Source organism: Streptomyces sp. NPDC050085 (assembly GCF_044460595.1).
Lineage (GTDB): Bacteria > Actinomycetota > Actinomycetes > Streptomycetales > Streptomycetaceae > Streptomyces.
In genome coordinates this window covers 167,302-188,123 of sequence record NZ_JBITJZ010000014.1, presented here as the reverse complement: position 1 = coordinate 188,123, position 20,822 = coordinate 167,302, and the positions used below count along the sequence as shown (strand labels likewise).

At 70.9% G+C, this 20,822-nt stretch carries 16 protein-coding genes; 9 read left to right on the top strand and 7 right to left on the bottom strand.

The annotated features are described in order from the left end of the window. The first annotated feature begins 467 nt into the window (after nt 1–467). Both ACIBUY_RS35480 and ptsP read left to right on the top strand, forming a co-directional pair. Complete coding sequence (locus tag ACIBUY_RS35480; RefSeq protein ID WP_365575187.1) at nt 468–917, top strand: PTS glucose transporter subunit IIA; 450 nt, start codon at nt 468–470, stop codon at nt 915–917. A 77-nt stretch (nt 918–994) separates the two neighbouring features. Next, nucleotides 995–2,665 carry a phosphoenolpyruvate--protein phosphotransferase gene (ptsP, locus tag ACIBUY_RS35475; protein WP_399154840.1) on the top strand — a complete coding sequence of 557 codons (1,671 nt, stop codon included), beginning with the start codon at nt 995–997 and terminating at the stop codon, nt 2,663–2,665. Nucleotides 2,666–2,743: 78 nt separating this feature from the next. Here the strand turns inward: ptsP and ACIBUY_RS35470 are convergent, their stop codons facing one another. Both ACIBUY_RS35470 and ACIBUY_RS35465 read right to left on the bottom strand, forming a co-directional pair. After that, nucleotides 2,744–3,640: a hypothetical protein gene (locus ACIBUY_RS35470; protein ID WP_365575193.1), complete on the bottom strand. Its 897-nt coding sequence runs from the start codon at nt 3,638–3,640 to the stop codon at nt 2,744–2,746. Nucleotides 3,641–3,741: 101 nt separating this feature from the next. Beyond that, nucleotides 3,742–5,715 carry an acetoacetate--CoA ligase gene (locus ACIBUY_RS35465; RefSeq protein ID WP_399154839.1) on the bottom strand — a complete coding sequence of 658 codons (1,974 nt, stop codon included), beginning with the start codon at nt 5,713–5,715 and terminating at the stop codon, nt 3,742–3,744. 214 nt (nt 5,716–5,929) lie between these two features. On the opposite strand from ACIBUY_RS35465, the gene ACIBUY_RS35460 reads away from it, so the two are divergent. Next, a complete protein-coding gene (locus ACIBUY_RS35460; protein ID WP_399154838.1) occupies nt 5,930–8,284 on the top strand; it encodes a glycoside hydrolase family 31 protein in 2,355 nt (784 codons plus the stop codon). Nucleotides 8,285–8,336: 52 nt separating this feature from the next. Here ACIBUY_RS35460 and ACIBUY_RS35455 read toward each other — a convergent pair whose 3' ends face one another. Then, a complete protein-coding gene (locus ACIBUY_RS35455; RefSeq protein WP_365575202.1) occupies nt 8,337–8,873 on the bottom strand; it encodes an NUDIX domain-containing protein in 537 nt (178 codons plus the stop codon). Nucleotides 8,874–8,945: 72 nt separating this feature from the next. On the opposite strand from ACIBUY_RS35455, the gene ACIBUY_RS35450 reads away from it, so the two are divergent. The 6 genes from ACIBUY_RS35450 (at nt 8,946) to glpK (ending at nt 16,056) form a co-directional block, all read left to right on the top strand. Beyond that, nucleotides 8,946–9,755, top strand: coding sequence for a M15 family metallopeptidase (locus ACIBUY_RS35450; RefSeq protein WP_365575205.1), 810 nt, complete (start codon nt 8,946–8,948; stop codon nt 9,753–9,755). Between the two features lie 164 nt (nt 9,756–9,919). After that, nucleotides 9,920–10,387, top strand: a complete 468-nt coding sequence (locus ACIBUY_RS35445) for a zinc ribbon domain-containing protein (protein WP_365575208.1) — start codon at nt 9,920–9,922, stop codon at nt 10,385–10,387. Then, nucleotides 10,384–11,574, top strand: coding sequence for a lipid-transfer protein (locus ACIBUY_RS35440; RefSeq protein ID WP_399154837.1), 1,191 nt, complete (start codon nt 10,384–10,386; stop codon nt 11,572–11,574). Before ACIBUY_RS35445 ends, ACIBUY_RS35440 begins: the two co-directional genes overlap by 4 nt. A 96-nt stretch (nt 11,575–11,670) precedes the next feature. Next, the gene (locus ACIBUY_RS35435) at nt 11,671–13,317 is read left to right on the top strand and encodes an EAL domain-containing protein (RefSeq protein ID WP_399154836.1); all 1,647 of its coding nucleotides are present in this window, start codon (nt 11,671–11,673) and stop codon (nt 13,315–13,317) included. Between the two features lie 373 nt (nt 13,318–13,690). Continuing rightward, entirely contained in the window at nt 13,691–14,449 is a 759-nt protein-coding gene (locus ACIBUY_RS35430) for an MIP/aquaporin family protein (RefSeq protein ID WP_365575217.1), read from the top strand. 86 nt (nt 14,450–14,535) lie between these two features. Continuing rightward, nucleotides 14,536–16,056 carry a glycerol kinase GlpK gene (glpK, locus tag ACIBUY_RS35425; RefSeq protein ID WP_365575220.1) on the top strand — a complete coding sequence of 507 codons (1,521 nt, stop codon included), beginning with the start codon at nt 14,536–14,538 and terminating at the stop codon, nt 16,054–16,056. Nucleotides 16,057–16,210: 154 nt separating this feature from the next. On the opposite strand, the gene ACIBUY_RS35420 is transcribed toward glpK, so the two are convergent. The 4 genes from ACIBUY_RS35420 to ACIBUY_RS35405 all read right to left on the bottom strand — a co-directional run bounded on the left by ACIBUY_RS35420 (nt 16,211) and on the right by ACIBUY_RS35405 (nt 20,513). After that, on the bottom strand, nt 16,211–16,816 hold the full coding sequence (locus ACIBUY_RS35420) for an ATP/GTP-binding protein (protein ID WP_365575223.1): 606 nt from the start codon (nt 16,814–16,816) through the stop codon (nt 16,211–16,213). Between the two features lie 77 nt (nt 16,817–16,893). Then, nucleotides 16,894–17,301, bottom strand: coding sequence for a DUF742 domain-containing protein (locus ACIBUY_RS35415; RefSeq protein ID WP_365575226.1), 408 nt, complete (start codon nt 17,299–17,301; stop codon nt 16,894–16,896). 9 nt (nt 17,302–17,310) lie between these two features. Further along, nucleotides 17,311–17,748: a roadblock/LC7 domain-containing protein gene (locus tag ACIBUY_RS35410; protein WP_365575229.1), complete on the bottom strand. Its 438-nt coding sequence runs from the start codon at nt 17,746–17,748 to the stop codon at nt 17,311–17,313. Continuing rightward, entirely contained in the window at nt 17,745–20,513 is a 2,769-nt protein-coding gene (locus ACIBUY_RS35405) for a nitrate- and nitrite sensing domain-containing protein (protein WP_399154835.1), read from the bottom strand. Before ACIBUY_RS35405 ends, ACIBUY_RS35410 begins: the two co-directional genes overlap by 4 nt. Nucleotides 20,514–20,822: the final 309 nt, after the last annotated feature.

Sequence of the window (20,822 nt, the reverse complement as noted above, 5' to 3'; positions counted from 1 at the left end):
TACTCACCCTCTCGGGCTTTCCTCCGGGCGCTTCCCTTCGGTATTTCGTGTTTCCGACTCTATCAGACCGTTTCACCGGCCGATTTCCTCGGGGTTTTGCATCGCTTTCAGGATTTCCGCTTTTCGGCGGTTCCTTTCCGGCGAGATCGAACTCTACCAGCCTTTTCTCGACCTTCTGACCACCCGGCCTGCGGACATGCAGAACCTGATCAGAGATAGGGTTCGACTCGATAGATGCCGCCGGGATCGAGGACGCTCTCGGCGTCGGCGCTCCCAGGCAGGAGTACGACAGTACATGGGGGCCGGGGCGCGGCGCAAATCGTTTGCCGGGCACCCCTACGTCAGCCAACCGGTACCTCTCGTGCGGAACCGGGACTTTTTATGACTTACGCTTCTGAACAGTACGTCGTCGTCCAGGACAGGTAGTGACGACGACCATGAAATCTCCGCCCCCTGGGAGGCTTGCCATGACCAGTGTGACGTCCCCTCTTGTAGGACGCGCCATCGGGCTCTCCGCCGTTCCTGACCCGGTCTTCTCCGGTGCGATGGTCGGCCCCGGCACCGCCATCGACCCCGTCCGCGAGCCCTCTGAGGCCGTCGCTCCCGTCGGCGGGATCGTTGTGTCCCTGCACCCGCACGCCTTCGTCGTGGTCGACGAGGAAGGGCACGGGGTTCTGACGCACCTGGGCATCGACACCGTTCAGCTCAACGGTGAGGGCTTCGAGCTGCTCGTCAACAAGGGTGACACCGTTCAGCGTGGCCAGGCCGTCGTGCGCTGGGACCCGGCTGCGGTCGAGGCCGCCGGCAAGTCGCCGGTGTGCCCCGTCGTCGCGCTGGAGGCCAGCGCCGAATCGCTGTCCGACGTTGTCGACAGCGGCGACCTCAAGGCCGGCGACGCGCTCTTCGGCTGGAAGTGACGGGACGCCGTCACTGACGGCTCGGCAGGACAATCATCGCGGCGGCTGGGCCCGCCGCATTATCGGAGACGGGTGAGATGGAGACAACGCTTCGAGGCGTCGGCGTGAGCCATGGCGTGGCGATCGGCGAGGTTCGGCACATGGGGACCGCGGTGCTCGAGCCGCCGGCCAAGCAGATTCCGGCGGAGGAGGCCGAGCGTGAACAGGGGCGCGCTCGCCAGGCCGTGGAAGCTGTCGCGGCGGACCTGATTGCTCGCGGCAATCTGGCCGGTGGCGAGGCGCAGGCGGTGCTCGAGGCGCAGGCCATGATCGCCCAGGACCCTGAGCTGATCGCCGATGTCGACCGTCGTATCGCCGTCGGCAGCACGGCCGAGCGCGGGATCTACGACGCTTTCTCGCACTACCGCGAACTCCTCGCGGGCGCCGGTGAGTACATGGCCGGCCGTGTCGCCGACCTCGACGACGTGCGGAACCGCATCGTGGCCCGCCTGCTCGGCGTGCCGATGCCCGGCGTCCCGGACAGCGACGAGCCGTACGTACTCATCGCCCGTGACCTGGCCCCGGCGGACACCGCGCTGCTCGACCCCGCGCTGGTCCTCGGCTTCGTGACCGAGGAAGGCGGGCCGACGAGCCACAGTGCGATCCTGGCCCGTGCCCTCGGGGTGCCGGCTGTTGTCGCGCTGCCGGGCGCCGGTGAGCTTGCGGAAGGCACCGTCGTCGCTGTCGACGGCAGCACGGGTGAGATCTTCGTGGACCCGACTCCGGAGAAGCGGGCGGCCCTCGAGGCGTCGGCGGCCGAGCGGAAGGCGGCGCTGGCCGCCTCGACCGGTCCGGGTGCGACGTCGGACGGCCACAAGGTGCCCCTGCTGGCCAACATCGGTGGGCCGGCGGACGTGCCGGCCGCCGTCGAGGCGGGTGCCGAGGGTGTCGGTCTGTTCCGTACCGAGTTCCTCTTCCTCGACGACAGCAAGAAGGCTCCGTCGGAGGACAAGCAGGTCGAGGCGTACCGCCAGGTGCTCGTGGCGTTCCCCGAGGGGCGTGTCGTCGTGCGGGTGCTGGACGCCGGTGCCGACAAGCCGCTGGACTTCCTGACGCCAGCCGACGAGCCCAACCCGGCTCTGGGCGTGCGCGGTCTGCGGTCCCTGCTGGACCACCCGGAGGTGCTGCGTACGCAGCTGACCGCGCTGGCCAAGGCCTCTGAGGGGCTGCCGGTCTACCTCGAGGTCATGGCGCCGATGGTCGCCGACCGCGCCGACGCCAAGGCGTTCGCCGACGCCTGCCGTGAGGCGGGTCTGCAGGCCAAGTTCGGTGCGATGGTCGAGATTCCGTCGGCCGCGCTGCGCGCACGCTCGGTGCTGCAGGAGGTCGAGTTCCTTTCGATCGGCACCAACGACCTTGCGCAGTACACGTTCGCGGCGGACCGTCAGGTCGGTGCCGTGTCGCGTCTGCAGGACCCGTGGCAGCCCGCGCTGCTGGACCTGGTCGCGCTGTCCGCCGATGCGGCCAGGGCCGAGGGCAAGAGCTGCGGCGTGTGCGGTGAAGCGGCGTCCGACCCGCTGCTGGCCTGTGTGCTGACCGGTCTCGGTGTCACCTCCCTTTCCATGGGTGCTGCGTCGATCCCCTACGTGCGCGCGACGCTGGGCAAGTACACGCTGGCTCAGTGCGAGCGTGCCGCTGCCGCCGCGCGTGCCGCGGACTCCGCCGAAGAGGCTCGTACGGCCGCTCAGGCCGTGCTGTCCGGCGAGTAGGCGAGTAGTCGACGGGCTCTGCCTTTCGGAGGGCGCTCCACCTTTGGGTGGAGCGCCCTCCGCGCTTTCGGCGAGGGATCAGTGGCAGTGACGGCCTTCGGGACCGGTGTCCTCCACCTCGGGTGCGGTGCAGTACTCGACGCCGGGTTCCGGTGCTGTCAGTTCGCCGGAGGTGTCGGTGCAGTACGCGTCGAAGACCTGCGCCGCGGTGAGTTGCCGGAGGGTCTCGTCCTTGAGGCGCCAGCCGTAGACGCGGTCGCTGCCGTCTCCCGTGGTGCGCAGGACGAGGGCGCAGTGGCCATGGGTGGCAACGGCCAGGGCCAGTACGGTCGTGAGCTCCATCGCCGCGCTTTCGTCGAGCCGCACCGTGTCGCTCGTCGTCGCGTCGACATGGAGGACCGCCATCAGCGTCTGGTCTCCCGCCGGCAGGCTGCACACCCAGTGGTGGAGGCCGTGGCCGATGGTGTCGATCACCCGTGCCACCAGGTACGAGGCCCGGGCGAAGGCGATCCGGCCGATGTCGACCCCGCAAGCCGCGCAGGGGCCGATGCGGGCAAGGACTGTGGAGGCGTACTCCCAGGTGGCTTGGCGGACGGCTTCCTCGACCAGTTCGGGGACGAGATCGGCCAGGGGCTGGCCCTCGTACGGGATCGACGGCCCGATCGCGGCCAGCTCAGCGGTGAAGCGTGTGCGGCTCGTCGGCATGTCCGGTTCGAGCCCTGTCTCCGCGCAGAACTCCGCGAAGTCCTCCGGATCGAAGAGCGCGACCGTGGTGTGTCCCCCGGCCGCGGCGAGGGATTTGAGGAGTCCTTCCACCTGTCGGAGATAGGCCTTGTGGTCGTCGAAGGTGAAGCTGCGGTAGCGCCGCATCTCCGTGAAGTCCTGCTCGTCGGCCAACAGGCCGATGGTGCCTGCGATTTCGCGGCGCAGGATGTGTCGCGAGCTGGTCGTCCGGCCGTGCTGGATATGCGCCATGATTCCCCCTGAGTGTGCTTGTCGATCAATGCTCACTCAGAGTAACCATCTGCACTGACAACGCCTCTGACGTTGCGCGCGGCCGGACGGAGCCCGGGTCGTCAGGCTCGCTTGCGGGCGATCTCCTCGTAGAACCTGAGCAGTTCGAGGTTGTCGATGGAGCCGGGGTTGACCGCCTTCTCCAGCGGGGTGCCCTGCAGCAGGCGCTTCACCGGGACCTCGATGCGCTTGCCGGTGAGGGTGTGGGGGACGCCGGGGGCTTCGATGATCTCGTCGGGGACGTGGCGCGGGGAGAGCTGTTCGCGGATCGTGCGCTTGATGCGCGTACGCAGGTCGTCGTCGAGAACGGCGCCGGGGGCGAGGTGGACGAACAGGGGCATCCAGTAGCCGCCGTCGGGTTGTTCGAGCCCGATGACGAGGGACTCGCGGATCTCGGGGAGGCGCTCCACCGCCTCGTAGATGTCGGCGGAGCCCATGCGGACGCCCTGCCGGTTGAGGGTGGAGTCGGAGCGGCCGTGGATGACGACGGAACCGCGGGAGGTGAGCGTGATCCAGTCGCCGTGGCGCCAGACTCCGGGATAGGTGTCGAAGTAGCTGTCGTGGTAGCGGCTGCCGTCGGGGTCGTTCCAGAAGCGGATCGGCATGGACGGCATGGGGTTGGTGACGACGAGTTCGCCGACCTCGTCGATGAGGGGCTCTCCCTGGGGGTCCCAGGCCTGCAGGTCCGTGCCGAGGCCGGGGGCCTGGAGTTCGCCGATGAAGACGGGCAGGGTGGCCACGGCGCCGGCGAAGCAGGAGCAGACGTCGGTGCCGCCGCTCACCGAGGCGATCCACAGGTCGGCGCGGACCTCGTCGTGGAGCCAGCGGAAGCCGTCGGGCGGGAGGGGGGAGCCCGTTGTGGCCACGCACTTCACGCGGGACAGGTCGTGGTCGCGGGCGGGGTGCACGCCTGCTTTGCGGCAGGCCATGACGTATGCGGCGGAGGTGCCGTACAGGGTCGCGCCGGTGCGTTCGGCGATGGCCCATTGGGCGCCGGTGTCGGGGTGGCCGGGGCTTCCGTCGTACGTGACGATCGTGGTGCCCGTGAGGAGGCCGGAGACGAGGAAGTTCCACATCATCCAGCCGGTGGACGTGTACCAGAAGAAGCGGTCGTCCGGGCCGAGGTCGCAGTGCAGGCCGAGTTGTTTGAGGTGCTCGACGAGGATGCCGCCCTGTGACTGGACGATGGCCTTGGGGAGGCCGGTCGTGCCCGAGGAGTAGAGCACCCACAGGGGGTGGTCGAAAGGAACCTCTTCGTAGACGGGTGCTACGTCGGCCGACGTGAGGGCGGCCCATTCCAGGGCGCCTTCGGGAGCATCGGTTCCCAGGAGCGGGATGTGCACCACTGCGCGCAGGGAGGGCAGTTCGGAGCGGAGTTCCGTGACGGTGTCGCGGCGGTCGTGTTCCTTGCCTCCGTAGCGGTAGCCGTCGACGGTGAACAGGACGACGGGCTCCACCTGTTGGAAGCGGTCGAGGACGCTGCGGGCGCCGAAGTCCGGGGCGCACGAGGTCCACACGGCGCCGACGGCCGCGGTGGCGAGCAGGGCGACGACGGCTTCGGGGATGTTGGGCAGGTAGCCGCTGATGCGGTCGCCCGGGCGCACCCCGAGGTTGCGCAGTTCGGCGGCGAGCGAGCCGACCTGGCGGCGCAGGGCGGACCAGGTGACGGGGCGCGGCTCGTGCGTCTCGTCCACGTGGAGGATGGCAGGGCTGTCCGCGCGCGCGGGGTCGTCGGCGGTGCGCAGTGCGTGTGCCGCGTAGTTGAGGGTGGCCCCGGGGAACCATTCGGCGCCGGGCATGGCGCGGCTGCCGAGCACGCGCGCGTAGCGGTGGGTGAAGCGCACGTCGAACCAGTCGGTGACGGCTTTCCAGAACGTGTCGAGCTCGGTGACCGACCAGCGGTGCAGTGCCTCGTAGCCGCCCTCGGCGGGTGCTCCGTACCGCTCGGCGGCCCAGGCTTGGAACCGTGTGACCTGCGCGTCGGCGATCTGCTGCTGGTCGGGCCGCCAGAGCGGCGAGGGGTTCGCTGTGGTCATGGGGCGGCTCCCGGAATGTACGCGGTGTGTGCGTCCTCGGCGCGCACGGGCTGGGGTGTGCGCGTGACGCGGCTGACAGGACGATGCCACGTGATCGACTTCGGCACCAGGGTGTCCCGCACATAGTCGGCCTCGTGAAGATGTGCCCGGACCACGGGTGAACGGCAGTTGAACGCGGCACGCGCGCGTGGGCCCGAGTGGCAGGGTGAGCAGCATGAACGGTCGTGACCTGGTGCGCTCGGTGAAGGCGGTCTCCTTGGTGGGGCCGGCCCAGGGGCTGCGTGCCGTACGGGCCTCGTGGCGGCACCGGCGGTCGGACTCCGCCGGGCTCGCGCGGCGGGGTCCCGAGCGGGCACGGGTCCCCGGTGCGGTGGTCGGTGCGGACCCCGAGCCGGGTGGGGGCGTGGTGCGCTTCGCGCGGGCCAGGCTGCGGATCACGGTCACGGTGAGCGGGGCCGTGTTCTGGGGGTGGGACGGGGCCGAGCCGCTGCCCTCGTACGGTGTCGCCGCCTGCCCGGAGGCGGATCCGCGGGCCGGCCTGGAGCCGGACAAGGACGGCGGTTGGCGGGTGGTCGCCGAGCGCGTGACGGTGGTGGTGTCGCGGCACGGTGCGGTCGAGGTGTGCACGCCGGGCGGCGTGCTGCTGCGCCGGGATCTGCCGCCGCGCTGGTGGGAGCCCGAGGGCGGCGGTGAGGCCCGGTGGGTCCAGCGGTCCGAGCTGCCCGCCGACTCGCGGTGCTTCGGTCTCGGGGGGCGGGCCGCGGGGCCGCGGCTGCACGACGGTACGTATGCCTTGTGGAACACCGATCCCGGAGGCTCGTTCGGCCCGGGCGACGACCCTTTGTCGATCACGATGCCAGTGGTGATGGTGGTCTCCGACGCGGGGACGCACCTCGTGTTCCACGACAGCACCTGGGACGGTGCGGTGAGTGTCCGGCAGGGCCATGAGGGCGCCGGTTCGGGGCACGACCGGCCGGGGTCGTGCGAACTGCGCATGGAGGGCGGCCCGTTGCGGTGCTGGGTCGTGGTCGGCACGCCCGCGCGCGTGCTGCACACGTGGTCACAGTTGACGGGGGCCGCGGCCGTGCCGCCGTCCTGGGCGCTGGGGCACCACCATGCGCGATGGGGTTTCGGCAGCGAGCAGGAGGTGCGCAGGGTCGTCGCGGGCTACAAGGAGCGCGATCTGCCTCTGGACGCCGTGCATCTGGACATCGACCATCTTGCGGCGCGGCAGGTCTTCACCGTCGACCGGGAGCGCTTTCCGTCGTTGCCGCGGCTCGCCGAGGAACTGCGGGGTGACGGCATGCGGCTGGTGTCCATCGTCGATCCCGCGGTCAAGGCGGAGCGCGGCAACGCGGTGTTCGACGGTGGGCGGGCCGTCGACGCCTTTGTGCGGGACGCGGCGGACAGGCCCGTGCGCGGCGTCGTGTGGCCCGGTGAGTCGGTGTATCCGGACTTCACGGCTGAGGGGGTGCGCAAGTGGTGGGGCGGGCTGTACGAGGAGCGGCTCGCCCAGGGCTTCTCGGGGTTCTGGCACGACATGAACGAGCCGGTGTCGTTCGCGGCCTTCGGTGATCCCTCGCTGCCCCGGTCGGCCCGGCACGCTCTGGAGGGGCGGGGCGGAGACCATCGGGAGGCGCACAACGTGTACGGCCTGTGCATGGCGCGGGCGGGCTATGAGGGCCTGCGTGAACTGCAGCCCCAGGAGCGGCCGTTCGTGTTCTCGCGGTCCGGCTGGGTGGGCTTGCAGCGCTACGGAGGCACGTGGTCGGGGGACGTGGCGACCGGGTGGCCCGGGTTGCGTGCCTCGCTGTCGCTCGTGATCGGGCTCGGGTTGTGCGGCGTGCCGTACTCGGGGCCGGACGTGGGCGGGTTCGACGGGGCCCCCTCCCCCGAGCTGTACTTGCGCTGGTTTCAACTGGGCGCCTACATGCCGCTGTTCCGGACGCATGCGGCGCTGCGGGCGAGCCGGCGGGAGCCGTGGACCTTCGGCGACGAGGTGCTCGGGCACGCGCGCGTGGTGCTTCATGAGCGGCGGCGCCTTCTTCCGTACTTCATGACGCTCGCCCATCTCGCACGGCGGACGGGTGCTCCGTATGTGCGTCCTGTGTGGTGGGGCGCTCCGGAGGATCGTGGTCTGCGCGACTGTGAGGACGCCTTCTTGTTGGGCGACTGTCTGCTGGTGGCACCCGTGCTGGAGGCGGGAGTCGTGCGCAGGGTGGTGCGGCTGCCTCGGGGGCGGTGGTACGACACGGCGACCGGTGCGGCCTACGAAGGGCCGGGATCGGTGATGGTCGATGCCCCCTTGTCGCGGATTCCGGTGCTGGCACGCGCCGGGTCGCTGTTCCCCGTAAGGGGAGAGAACGGGGACGTCGTCCTGGAGGTGTGGGCTCCCGAGCCGGGGCGCACCGGCGGGGGCGTGGTGGTGCCGGACGCGGGCGACGGGTGGGAGGAGCCCGAGGTCGAGCGGTACAGGGTGCGCTGGGACGGCGCGCGCGTGGTGGTGGAGGCAGACGGCGACAACGGTGGCGGTGCGCCGCCCTATGCGGTGCGCGTCCGCGGCCTCTGACGCGCTTGTGCCGCTGCGTCGGGGCGTGCACGCAACTCAGCGTGCACGCGCCTCAGATGTAGCGGCCCTCGAACCACGCCCTCACGGCCAAGGTGTGCAGCGGGAAGGCCAGTTCGGCCGGGCGGCGCAGCAGGTGCCAGCCGTCCGTCTCGTCCGTGGGGGCGCTGGCGGGCAGTTGGGCCGCCGATCGCTCGGGCAGCAGGCCGAAGAGCAGGAGGTGGCCGTCCGGGGCGCTCATGGCGTCGACGAGGCGTACGTCGCGGGCGGCCGCGTCGATGCCCGTCTCCTCCCTCAGTTCGCGTACGACGGCCTGCCGCCAGTCCTCCCGGTCGTCGATGAATCCGCCGGGCAGTGCCGCCTCCCCGCGCGCGGGCGCGATGGTGCGGGTGATGACGACCAGTGCCGTGCCGGACGTGTCGTACACGGGCTGCAGGGCGATCGCGACGGGCAACGGATTGCGGTAGGCGACGGCTTCGCAGGCCGGACAGGTGCGCGGCCAGCCGTGCACGTCGCTCCCGTAGGCGGTTCCGCAGCTCGAACAGTGGGAATCCGGAACGGGGTTGATGCTGGAGTGGATTGATGCGGACACGGCGCGGACTGTATCCGATCACCGGAAGCCGGTCTTCCCCGGAGGGGGCGAAGCCTGATAGACGCAGGTGCCATGACTCGAACCGCCACCGCTCTGCGGAAAATCATCGGCATGACGGCAGCCGCGCTGCTCGCTGTCGCCGCGGCCCCCTCGGTCGCCCGGGCGACGCCGGACCCCAAGGCTCCCAAGGACTTCGTGGCGCTGCGCGACGTCGATCCCACGATCATCCAGGAGATGCGCTACTACACGGAGCACGACTTCGTGGGTGAGCGGATCGACGGCTACAAGGCGCCGATGTGCATCCTCACGAGACCGGCCGCGAAGGCACTCCACAAGGCGCAGACCGGGCTCCTGAAGCGGGGCTACTCCTTGAAGGTGTACGACTGTTACCGGCCGCAGCGCGCCGTGGACCACTTCGTGCGGTGGGCCAAGGATCTCGGCGACCAGAGGATGAAGGCGGAGTTCTACCCGCAGGTCGACAAGACGCGACTGTTCGCGGACGGCTACATCGCGGAGAAGTCGGGGCACAGCCGAGGCTCGACGGTCGATCTGACGGTGGTGAAACTGCCGGCGCTGCCCACCCGTCCCTATGTGCCCGGTGAGCGGCTCGCTGCGTGTTACGGGCCCAAGAAGGACCGGTTCCCCGACAACTCCGTGGACATGGGCACCGGGTTCGACTGCTTCGACACGCTCGCGCACACGGATGATCCCCGCATCCAGGGTGCGCAGCGAGCCAACCGGGACCTGTTGCGCGACGCGCTCTCGGGCCAGGGGTTCGTCAACCTGCCCGAGGAGTGGTGGCACTACACCTACAAGCCGGAGCTCTTCCCCGACACCTACTTCGACTTCCCCATCTCCAGGAGGTCGCTGACGGGCCGGTGACGGAGGAGGGCGCGACCGGGACCACCCCCGTGGGTCCCGGTCGTGCCCTCACCTCATAGACGGACGCACACAGGACGCACATGGTTCTGCCGGACCCCTGACGTCAACAGGTTGCCCATGGCACACTTCTGACGTTCCGTCAGATTCATTGCCTGGGAGGGACTGTGGCGCGTACGCGTACACCTGTCGTGGCCGGTTGGTTCGCCGGGGACACCGAGGGAGGGGACGACTTCCGGCTGCTCGGGACGCGCTGTTCGGCGTGTGCGTCGGTGTTCTTTCCGCGCGAGGACGCGCTGTGCCGCAACCCGGGATGTGCGGGCGGTGACCTGGTCGAGGTTCCGCTGTCGCGGCGCGGGCGGATCTGGTCGTACACCGACGCCCGGTACCGGTCGCCGGAACCCTATGTGTCCGACCGGGAACTTCCCTGGCAGCCCTACGCGTTGATCGCTGTGGAGCTCGCGGCAGAGCGATTGGTGGTGCTCGGGCAGGGAGCTCCCGGGGTGTCCGTGTCGGACCTGGAGGTCGGCATGGAGGTGGAGGTCGTGCCGGGTGTGCTGAGCGAGGACGGGGACGAGGCGACCGGCACGACGTGGACGACATGGCATTGGCGGCCGACGGGGGTGGCGGCATGACGGGGGACGTGGCGGTACTGGGTGCGGGCATGCATCCGTGGGGCAAGTGGGGGCGCAGTTTCGTCGAGTACGGGACGGCCGCGGCGCGGACCGCGCTCGCTGACGCGGGCCTGGACTGGCGGGACATCGGGTCGATCGTCGGGGCCGACACCGTGCGCGGCGGCTATCCGGGGTATGTCGCGGGGGCGACGTTCGCGAAGGCGCTGGGGTGGCAGGGAGCCCGGGTGGCCAGCGTGTACGCGGCGTGCGCGTCCGGCGCGCAGGCGATCAACACGGCGCGGGCGCAGATCCTTGCGGGCATGGCGGACGTGGTGCTCGTGGTGGGCGCCGACGCCGCGCCCAAGGGCTTCTTCCGGCCCGCGGGCGGCGACCGGCCCGACGACCCGGACTGGCTGCGCTTCCGGGTGCTCGGGGCGACGAACCCCACGTACTTCGGCCTCTACGCACGCCGTCGCATGGCGCTGCACGGCGACACCCTGGAGGACTTCGCCCAGGTCAAGGTGAAGAACGCGGCAGCGGGAGCGCTGAACCCGAACGCGCGCTACCGGAAGGTGGTGACGGCCGAGGAGGTCGCCGGTTCCGCCGTCGTCGCCGATCCGCTGCGGTTGCTCGACATCTGCGCGACCTCGGACGGCGGCGCGGCGCTCGTGCTCTCCAGCATGGACTTCGCGCGACGGCACGGCGCCGCGGATCCGGTGCGCATACGGGCGGTGTCGACGGTGACACCGACGTATCCGAACACGGTGCTCGACCTGCCGGACATCGCCACGGACTCGGCCGCGGGCGTCGAGCCGGACGGGCCGGCCTTCCGGGCCTCCATCGCCCGCGCCACGTACGAGGAGGCGGCCATCGGACCTGAGGACCTGTCGCTCGCGGAGGTCTACGACCTGTCGACCGCCCTGGAGTTGCAGTGGTACGAGGATCTCGGGCTGTGCGGGGAGGGAGAGGGGGCGAAGCTGCTGCGCGAGGGCGCGACCGCGCCCGGCGGGCGCATACCGGTGAACGCCAGCGGCGGGCTCGCCTCCTTCGGTGAGGCGGTGCCGGCCCAGGCGATCGCCCAGGTCTGCGAGGTGACGTGGCAGCTGCGGGGCACGGCCGGTGCGCGGCAGGTGGCCGGGGCCCGCGTGGGGATCACCGCCAACCAGGGGCTGTTCGGGCACGGTTCATCGGTCGTCGCCGTCCGCTGACCGCCGCGTCCGCACCGTCGGGGGCCGCCTCGGAATGCTGCGTGAACAGCGTGTGAACTGGGCCTGGGGGTGCCCAGGTGACGCCATCATGCTGCCGTGCGCTCCTGGACGGACACTCTCCGCTTCGCCTTCCAGCCCGTGGTCAATCTGGCCACCGGAGCCGTGGCGGCGCTGGAGATACTCGCCCGCCCGGAGGCCGGTGACGTACTGGCGCGAGCCCGTCGGGAACCCGAACTCGACGGGCGCCTGGCGGCGTTGGCCCTGCGCGAGGCGGCCCGCCGCGAGACGCTGCTGCCACTGCATGTGAACGTGTTCGCGGGCACGCTCGCCGATCTGGGCGGGCTGCGCGGTCTGCGGGACGCGGTCCGAGCGGCGGGGCGGCTGCCCTGGGAGGTGACGGTCGACGTGGGCCCGCCCTTCACGCACGTACCGCACCGTGCGCTCCTCGAAGGGGTGGCGGCGCTGCGCGACGACGGCTTCCGGATCTGTGCGGACGGCGTCGGCGACGGGGACGTACCGCTGCGCCTGCTCGACGAGTTGGCGCCCGACCTGGTCAAGCTGGACGCGTCGCTGCTGGCCCGGACGGCGACGGTGCGGGCCATGCGGACGCTGTGCGAGGAGTCGGGCGCGCTGCTCGCGGTGGAGGGCGTGGAGACCGAGCGGCAGTGCGCCGCCGCCCGGGACGCCGGGGCCCAGCTGGCCCAGGGTGATCTGTTCGCCCCGCCGGCCCGGCTGCCGGTCGCGGAGGTCTACGTGCCCGAACTGCCGGGCGCCGTACGGTCGGTGCGGCCCGCCGGTCCTTCGGTGCGGGAGTTCGTGCGGCCGGCCGCGCTGCTGCCGGAGTCGGCGTCGGCCGAGCAGGTGCGCCGGCTGCTCACCGGGGAGCCGGAGGTCTCCGGGGTGCTCCTGGTGGACGGGGACGGGGTGCCGGTGAGGTCGGTGCAGCGCGACCGGTTCCTGCTGTCGCTGTCGGCGCGGTACGGGCACGCCCTGTACGCCGACCGGCCGGCCGCGCGGCTCGGGGACCGGCCGCGGACCGTGGGCGTCACGGCGACCGCCTGGCAGGTCCTGGACGTCGTCGCGGACGGCGAGCACCGGCGCACGGCCGACGACGTCGCCGTGGTGGACGACGCCGGGCGCTGCGTCGGGGTGGTGCGTCTGACGGACCTCGTGCGGGCACTCGCCGAGAGCCGGGTCGAGGAGGCGGCGGGCCTCAATCCGCTGACGCGGCTGCCCGGTTCGGACGCGCTGACCGGGGAGGTCGACCGGTGGGTGGCCCAGGGCCGGGGTTTCGCGCTGAGCTGGCTGGACATCGACGGGTTCAAGCAGGTCAACGACGGGGCGGGGTTCGCGGCGGGCGACGCCCTGATCCGGTCGGTGGGCCAGGCCCTGGCGCGTACGGAGTCGGAGGCCGTGCGGGTCGGGCACATCGGGGGCGACGACTTCCTGGTCCTGGCCGAACCGGAGCGGCTCGATCCGCTCGCCGCCGCCGTCCTGGACGCGCCTTGGTCGGCGGGCGGACGCACCGTGACCCTGTCGCTCGCGACCGTGGTGTGCCCGCCGGGCAGTGTGCCCGATCACCGTCGGGCGGCCGCGGAGCTCGCCCCGCTCAAGCAGGCCGCGAAGGCGCTGTCCGGGGCGAGTTGGGTGTGCGGGCGGGCCGGGCACGAGGGGTTCGAAGTGCGGCGCGGGCCGGGGCGCACCGCCGGCGCACCTCCTCAGGAGCCGCCTCGGGCCACGTAGAGGTGACTCAAAAGGCTTGCAGGGAGGGGCTGTTGGAGGAGGGTCCACCCCCGGTCAACCGTTGCGGTCCGCGACCTTGACGCTCCACTACGGCCGGTGAACACTTCCGGGTGTCAGTCGGCATCCATGCATGTCGGCCCACCGTCCACTCGGGGTCCTTGCCTGCCCCTGGGGCGCATCCTGCCGGGTTGTGCCAGGTCGGGGCCGCACCCCCAGGCGCGATCGCCGGCTGTGCGGGCACGCTCGTCACGGACGCCGGGCGGGGCGCGGGACTCCCCTGCCGTCGGCTGAAGTCACCAGAACCAGCCATGGGATACGCACCCTGCACGGAGGACCGGGGCGGACTGCCCCGGGCGAGGGCCAAGGAGCCGCCATGAGCAACTCGGACATCTTCGTCGGTGAGGTCATCGGCACCGCCATTCTGATCCTGTTCGGCGCGGGCGTGTGCGCCGCCGTCACCCTGAAACACTCCAAGGCGCGGGCCTCCGGGTGGATCGTCATCGCGTTCGGCTGGGGCTTCGGGGTCCTCGCCGGTGCGTACACGGCAGCGCCGCTGTCGGGCGGTCACCTCAACCCCGCCGTCACCATCGGCATCGCCGTCGACACCGGCAAGTGGGACAAGGTCTGGATCTATCTGTGCGGCCAGATGGTCGGCGCGATGCTGGGCGCCGTCCTCGCGTACCTGGTGTACCTCGCACAGTTCAACGCGAACGTCGCCTCGGGCGTCCAGAGCGCGGACAAGGCCGCCGATGAGGACGGTCCGCTGCCGACGCTGGGGATCTTCTCCACGATCCCCGAGATCCGGAACCCCGTCGCGAACCTCATCACCGAGGTCATCGCGACGATGGGCCTGGTGCTGCCCATCCTGGCCTTCGGCCTGACCAAGGGGCTCGGCGAGTCGGGCACGACGGTGCTGATCGTGGCGATGCTCGTGGTCGGCATCGGGCTCTCGCTCGGCGGGCCGACGGGGTACGCGATCAACCCCGCCCGTGACCTGGGCCCGCGCATCGTCCACCAGTTCCTGCCCATCCCCAACAAGGGCACCTCCGACTGGGGTTACGCCCTCGTGCCGGTCGTCGGGCCGCTGATCGGCGGCGCGCTGGCGGGGGTCATCTACAACGCCGCGTTCTAGGTCGCGGCCCCTCAGTACACGCTCGGCAGCTCTCTCCCGTACGACCGTCAGGACCGTAACGACCGTCTTCTCACGAAGGGGTAGCCATGCCCGGCACTTCCGTGAAGTACGTCGCCGCCATCGACCAGGGCACCACCTCGAGCCGCTGCATCATCTTCGACCAGGACGGCGCGATCGTCGCCGTCGACCAGCGCGAGCACCGCCAGATCTTCCCCAAGCCCGGCTGGGTGGAGCACGACGCCACCGAGATCTGGTCCAAGGTGCAGGCCGTCGTCGCCGGCGCGATCGCCAAGGCGGGCCTGCGCGCCGACCAGCTGAGCGCGCTCGGCATCACCAACCAGCGCGAGACGACGGTCCTTTGGGACCGCGCGACCGGCAAGCCGGTGCACAACGCCATCGTCTGGCAGGACACCCGGACCTCCGCGCTCTGCAACGAACTGGGCGGCTCGGACGGGCAGGACCGTTTCCGCGAGCAGACGGGTCTGCCGCTGGCCAGCTACTTCTCCGGGCCAAAGGCGGCCTGGCTGCTCGACAACGTGCCGGGGCTGCGGGCGCGGGCCGAGCGCGGCGAGATCGCGTTCGGCACCATCGACTCGTGGCTGATCTGGAACCTGACCGGCGGCACCGACGGCGGCGTCCACGTCACGGACGTCACCAACGCCGGGCGCACCATGCTGATGAACCTGGAGACCCTGCAGTGGGACTCCTCGATCCTGTCGGCGATGAACGTGCCGGAGGCGGTCCTCCCGGAGATCCGTTCCTCGGCCGAGGTCTACGGCACGGCGGTCGGCCAGCTCTCCGGTGTGCCGGTCGCCTCCGCGCTCGGCGACCAGCAGGCCGCGATCTTCGGGCAGGCCTGCTACGACACGGGCACGGCGAAGAACACGTACGGAACGGGCAGCTTCCTGCTGCTCAACACCGGTACGCGGCCGGTGCCTTCGAAGAGCGGGCTGCTCACCACCATGGGGTACAAGATCGGCTCCGAGGCGCCCGTGTACTGCCTCGAGGGGTCGATCGCGATCACCGGCGCGCTGGTGCAGTGGTTCCGCGACCAGCTCGGCATCATCAAGACCGCCGACGAGATCGAGACGCTGGCGGCGAGCGTGGACGACAACGGCGGGGCGTACATCGTGCCCGCGTTCTCCGGACTGTTCGCGCCGTACTGGCGCTCCGACGCGCGCGGTGTGATCACCGGCCTGACCCGGTACGTCACCAAGGCGCATCTGGCCCGTGCCGTCCTGGAGGCGACGAGCTGGCAGACCCGTGAGGTCGTCGACGCCATGTACCAGGACTCCGGGGTGCAGATCACGACCCTCAAGGTCGACGGCGGCATGACGAAGAACAACCTCCTGATGCAGCACCAGGCGGATGTGCTCGGGGTGCCCGTGATCCGGCCGAAGGTCTCCGAGACGACGTGTCTGGGGGCCGCGTACGCCGCCGGGCTCGCGACGGGCGTGTGGAACGACCTGGACGAGCTCAAGGCCCATTGGCAGCGGGACGTGGAGTGGTCGCCGTCGATGGACGCGCAGACCCGTGACCGCGAGTACCACAACTGGCGCAAGGCGGTGGAGAAGAGCTTCGGCTGGCACGAGGAGGAAGGGGCCTAGGCGCCTTCCCGTACCAGATCCCGTACGAGATGCGCGCACGAACATTCCGTACGGACATCTCGTACGAGATGCGCGCACGAACATTCCGTACGGACATCTCGTACAGACAGGCACGCGCGCGTAGTGGCGAAAAACGCCGTACGCGCGCGTGCGGTCACGTCACCGCGGGCTGCCTGCGCCGCGCGGCGGCCGCCGCAGCATGCTCGACGACGTCGATGAGGACGTCCTTCACGGAGTCCTTCTCCCGCGCGTCGCACAGGACGACGGGAACCGCGGGGTCCAGGTCGAGCGCCTGGCGTACCGAGTCGGCGGGGTAACGCGCCGCCCCGTCGAAGCAGTTGACGCCGACGACGAAGGGGATGGAGCGCCGCTCGAAGTAGTCGACGGCGGCGAAGCAGTCCTCCAGGCGGCGCGTGTCCGCGAGGACGACGGCGCCCAGCGCACCGGTGGCCAGTTCGTCCCACAGGAACCAGAAACGGTCCTGGCCCGGGGTGCCGAACAGGTACAGGACCAGGTCGTTGCGCACGGTGATCCGGCCGAAGTCCATGGCCACGGTGGTGGTGTGCTTGCCCTCGACGCCCTGGGTGTCGTCGACGGGGCGGCCCGCCTCGCTGAGCAGTTCCTCGGTGCGCAGCGGCCGGATCTCGCTGACCGCGCCGACGAGGGTGGTCTTGCCCACGCCGAAGCCTCCGGCCACCAGGATCTTGAGCGTGACGGGCTCGACGGGGACCTTCGCACGCGCGGTACGCCCAAGGATCATGGGTGTCTCTCCTGCCTCACTTGCTCACTGACTCACTTGCTCACTGACACACTGACTCGCTGAGGTCACGGGGCTCTTCAGAGGGCCCTGAGGCCGTCGATGACGTCGCGCAGGATGCTCTCGTCCGGCAGTTCGGCGGGCGGTACCGGACGGGTCACATGGACCAGTTCGTCGTCCACCAGGTCACCTATGAGGACGCGGACCACGCCTATGGGGAGGTCGAGTTCCGCGGCGAGTTCGGCGACCGACTGCGGGCTGTCACGGCACAGTTCGACGATGTCGACGTGTTCCGGCGACAGGGTCTGGTCGGCCACCGGGTCGGCGCCGCCGCGGACCTGGGCGACGACGACCGCGATCAGGTCGAGCCGGTGCTGGGCCGCGCTGCTGGTGCGGCCGCGCGTCATGGCGTACGGACGGACCACCGGCCCGGCGTCGTCGTCGAACCAGTGGTGCGTCTCCTGCGTCTGCTCCCCGTCTGCGCTCATGCCGACCCACTACCCCCCGGCGGGCAGGTCCGTGCGCGGAGCCGTCCCCAGATGTGCGCCCACCCGCTTGACCAGCAGGGTCATCTCGTAGGCGACGAGGCCGACATCGGAGTCCGCGTCGGACAGGACCGCGAGGCAGCTGCCGTCCCCCGCCGCGGTGACGAACAGGAAGGCGTCGTCGAGTTCGACGACGGTCTGCCGCACTCCGCCCGCGTCGAAGTGCCGGCCGACCCCCTTGGCGAGGCTGTGGAACCCGGAGGCGACGGCGGCGAGGTGCTCGCTGTCCTCCCGGCTGAGGTCCTGCGAGACCCCCGTCGGCAGTCCGTCGCCGGAGAGCACGATCGCCTTGCGGATGCTGGCGACACGCTCGACCAGGTCGTCCAGGAGCCAGTTCAGCTCCCCGGAACCGCCGTTCGTGGTGTGCGCGCCGGCCTTCGGTGCGGTCATCGACCGTCCCCCTCAGAAGTCGTTCCCTGTGCTGTGCCGTCGGCGCTCTGGTCACTCTCGGCGCTCGCCGTGCTCTCTTCGTTCTCCGCGTTCTCCGCGCGGCCGCGCTGCCAACCGCGCTGGAGCGAGGCCATCCGGCTGCGCACCTCGTCGGCGTCCCGGTCGGCGGGCGATGCGGAGACTGTCTCGTCGCGGCCCGTCGCGCGGTCGCCGCGCAGATCGGGTCCGTCCTTCAACTGCGGTGCCAGATTGGCCTGTCGTACGCGCTTGGGCAGGCCCTCGGCAGGCGCGTCCGGCCGCTCGGTCCCGGCGGGGACGCCGGGCGCGGCAGGCGCTGCGGGTGCCGTGCCCCGGGCCCGCCGCCTCGGCAGGTCGGCCAGGGGCGTCGGCGGTGTCGCGCGCAGCCCGTCGGCGCCGTCGCGGTCGTGCTGCTCGCCCGGTTCCCCGACGCCTCGGTCGAGCGGCACCGCCCGGGTCCGGGTGACGGGTCGGCCGTGGGAGCTGACGAGCTTGGGGGCACGCCTGCGCGGCAGCGGCACGAGTCCGTCCGGCGTCGTGGCGCGCTCCCCGCCGTGGCCGCCGTCGGCGTCGACCGCGTCGTCGGCCTGCGCGTGCTGCTCGCCGGGGATTCCGGCGACCGGGCGGCGCGGGCGGAACAGGTCGCCGCGCTCGCTGTCCTCGTCGCCGAGAGCGCCCGGGAACGCGGTCATGTCGGACGTGGTCAGCGGCGCTTCCAGCTCGACGGGGCCGTCGAGCACGGAGGCCGGCAGGCCGGGCAGACCCGGCAGTCCGTCGGACGTGGCGAGCCCGGCAGGCTTGGCGCGCAGCACGGCGTCGGGCCGGTCGAGGCGGAACCCCGCGCCCTCGGTGTCGGGCGCGTCCGTGAGCAGCGCGTCCGGAAGGAAGACGACGGCGGTCGTGCCCCCGTACGGAGACGGCTGCAGGGAGACGCGGACGCTCTGCCGCTGGGCGAGGCGGCTGACGACGAAGAGGCCGAGCCGGTCGGTGTCGGACAGTTCGAACTCGGGAGTCTCCGCGAGCCGCAGATTGGCGTCCAGGAGGGCGTCCGCCGCCATGCCGAGGCCGCGGTCGTGGATCTCCAGGGTGAAGCCGTTGGCGACGCGTTCGCCGAGGACCTGGACCGCGGTGTGCGGCGGCGAGAACACCGTGGCGTTCTCCAGGAGTTCGGCCACGAGGTGGGTGAGGTCGGCGACGGCGGGCCCGGTGACGGCGATCCGCGGCAGGCGGCGCACCTCGATGCGCTCGTAGTCCTCGACCTCGGCGACGGAGGCCCGCACGATGTCCATGAGCTGCACGGGCTTGCGCCACTGCCGGGAGGGGGCGGCCCCGGAGAGGATCACGAGACCCTCCGCGTGCCGGCGCATGCGGGTGGTCAGATGGTCGAGGCGGAAGAGGTCGGCGAGTTCGTCGGTGTCCTCGGTCCTGCGCTCCATGGTGTCGAGCAGGGTGAGCTGCTTGTGCAGCAGGACCTGGCTGCGACGGGCGAGGTTGACGAACACCTCGGAGACGCCGCGGCGCAACTCGGCCTGTTTCACGGCCGCTTCGACGGCGGACCGCTGCAGCGTGTTGAGGGCCTGGCCGACCTGCCCGATCTCGTCCTTGTCGTACTCGAGGCGCGGGGCCTCGGTCTCCACGTCGACCTCCTCGCCCGCGGCGAGGCGGCGCATCACGCCCGGCAGCCGGACGCCGGAGGCCTCGTGGGCCTCCATGCGCAGGCGTCGCAGGTCGCGGACGAGGCTCCGGCCGATGCGCATCGACATGAACAGGGAGACGAGCAGCGCGAGCAGACCGAGGACCCCGGCGATGCCGGCCCTGACGAACACCTGGACGGCGACGGGCCTGGCCCGGTCCTGGTAGCGCTCGGCGGCATCGGTGTTGCGGTCGACGAGTTGATCGAGCACGTGTCCCGCGGCCTTGTCCCAGCTCGCGGACGTGACGCCCTTGGGGGTGCCCGGCGAGGCGCTCACCACGGCGTTCTCGGCGATGCGCAGCGGGGTGGTGTCGGGGCCGCGCCAGTACCGCTCGAAGCGCAGGCGCTCGTTCTCCGGCAGCAGCGCGAGGCTGGTGTCGTACAGGATGCTCCGCTGGGCGACGAGGTCGGAGGCCTGGCGCAGCTCGTCCTTGTCCAGACTGCCGGTGAGGAGGCCGGAGCCGACCAACGCGTCTTCCTGGGAAAGGAGTTCGCGCGCCTTGATGACGCCGACGATCGCCCGGCCCTGCCGCTCGACCTTGGCGTCGTCGAGTGCGGTCAGCTCGAGGAGGAAGTCGTACGTCGGCTGGATCAGCCGGGTGTAGTCGGTCAGGGCCTGCACGCGGCTGACGGTGCCGTCGTCGACGTTGCGGCGCAGCGACTCGATGCCCTCGAACCCCTCGACGGCGGAGTCGAGCGCGGAGCGCGCGTCGCTGTCCAACTCGTCGCGGACGTCGCCGTTTTGAGCCTTCTGCTTGATGCGCGACATCTGCTCGTCGGCGGCGGAGCGCCGGGTCCGCAGGGTCGACTGGGCGTCGGAGGCGCGCGGATCGGCGAGATAGACGAGGGTCTGCCGGCGCTCGGCCTGCAGGGCGCGTCCCGCGTCGACCAGCGGATAGCCGATCGCGTCGGCAGCCCGGCCTGCGTCGAGCAGCTGTACGGCGGCGCGGCCTGTGATCACCGAGGCGAAGGCCCAGATCGCTGTGAGCGACAAGAGCGGCACGAGCAGCAACGCCACGATCTTCCGGCGGATGGACTTCCCGCGAAAGCGCATGGCCTCCCCCAGATCGGCCCCGTGCGGACAGGGGCACACATGTGCGTCAACAAACGGCGTGAGCCTACTACTGAGACAGGAGCAACTCGAAGGGCTGTCCGGATGCCGTTCGACTCAACACCGGTGAGGACGTCATGAGTTGTCCGGGCATGAGGGGAGATTGCATCCCGGGAATTCCGTACCGTGAGACGCTCACAATCGGACACTCCCACCGTGCAGTTGGCCGGAAATATTCGCTCTCTCCTTCCCATCCGGGGCAGTTGCCCGATTCTGGGAATCTTTCCCGGTTCCCGTTCGTCCTCATGACAG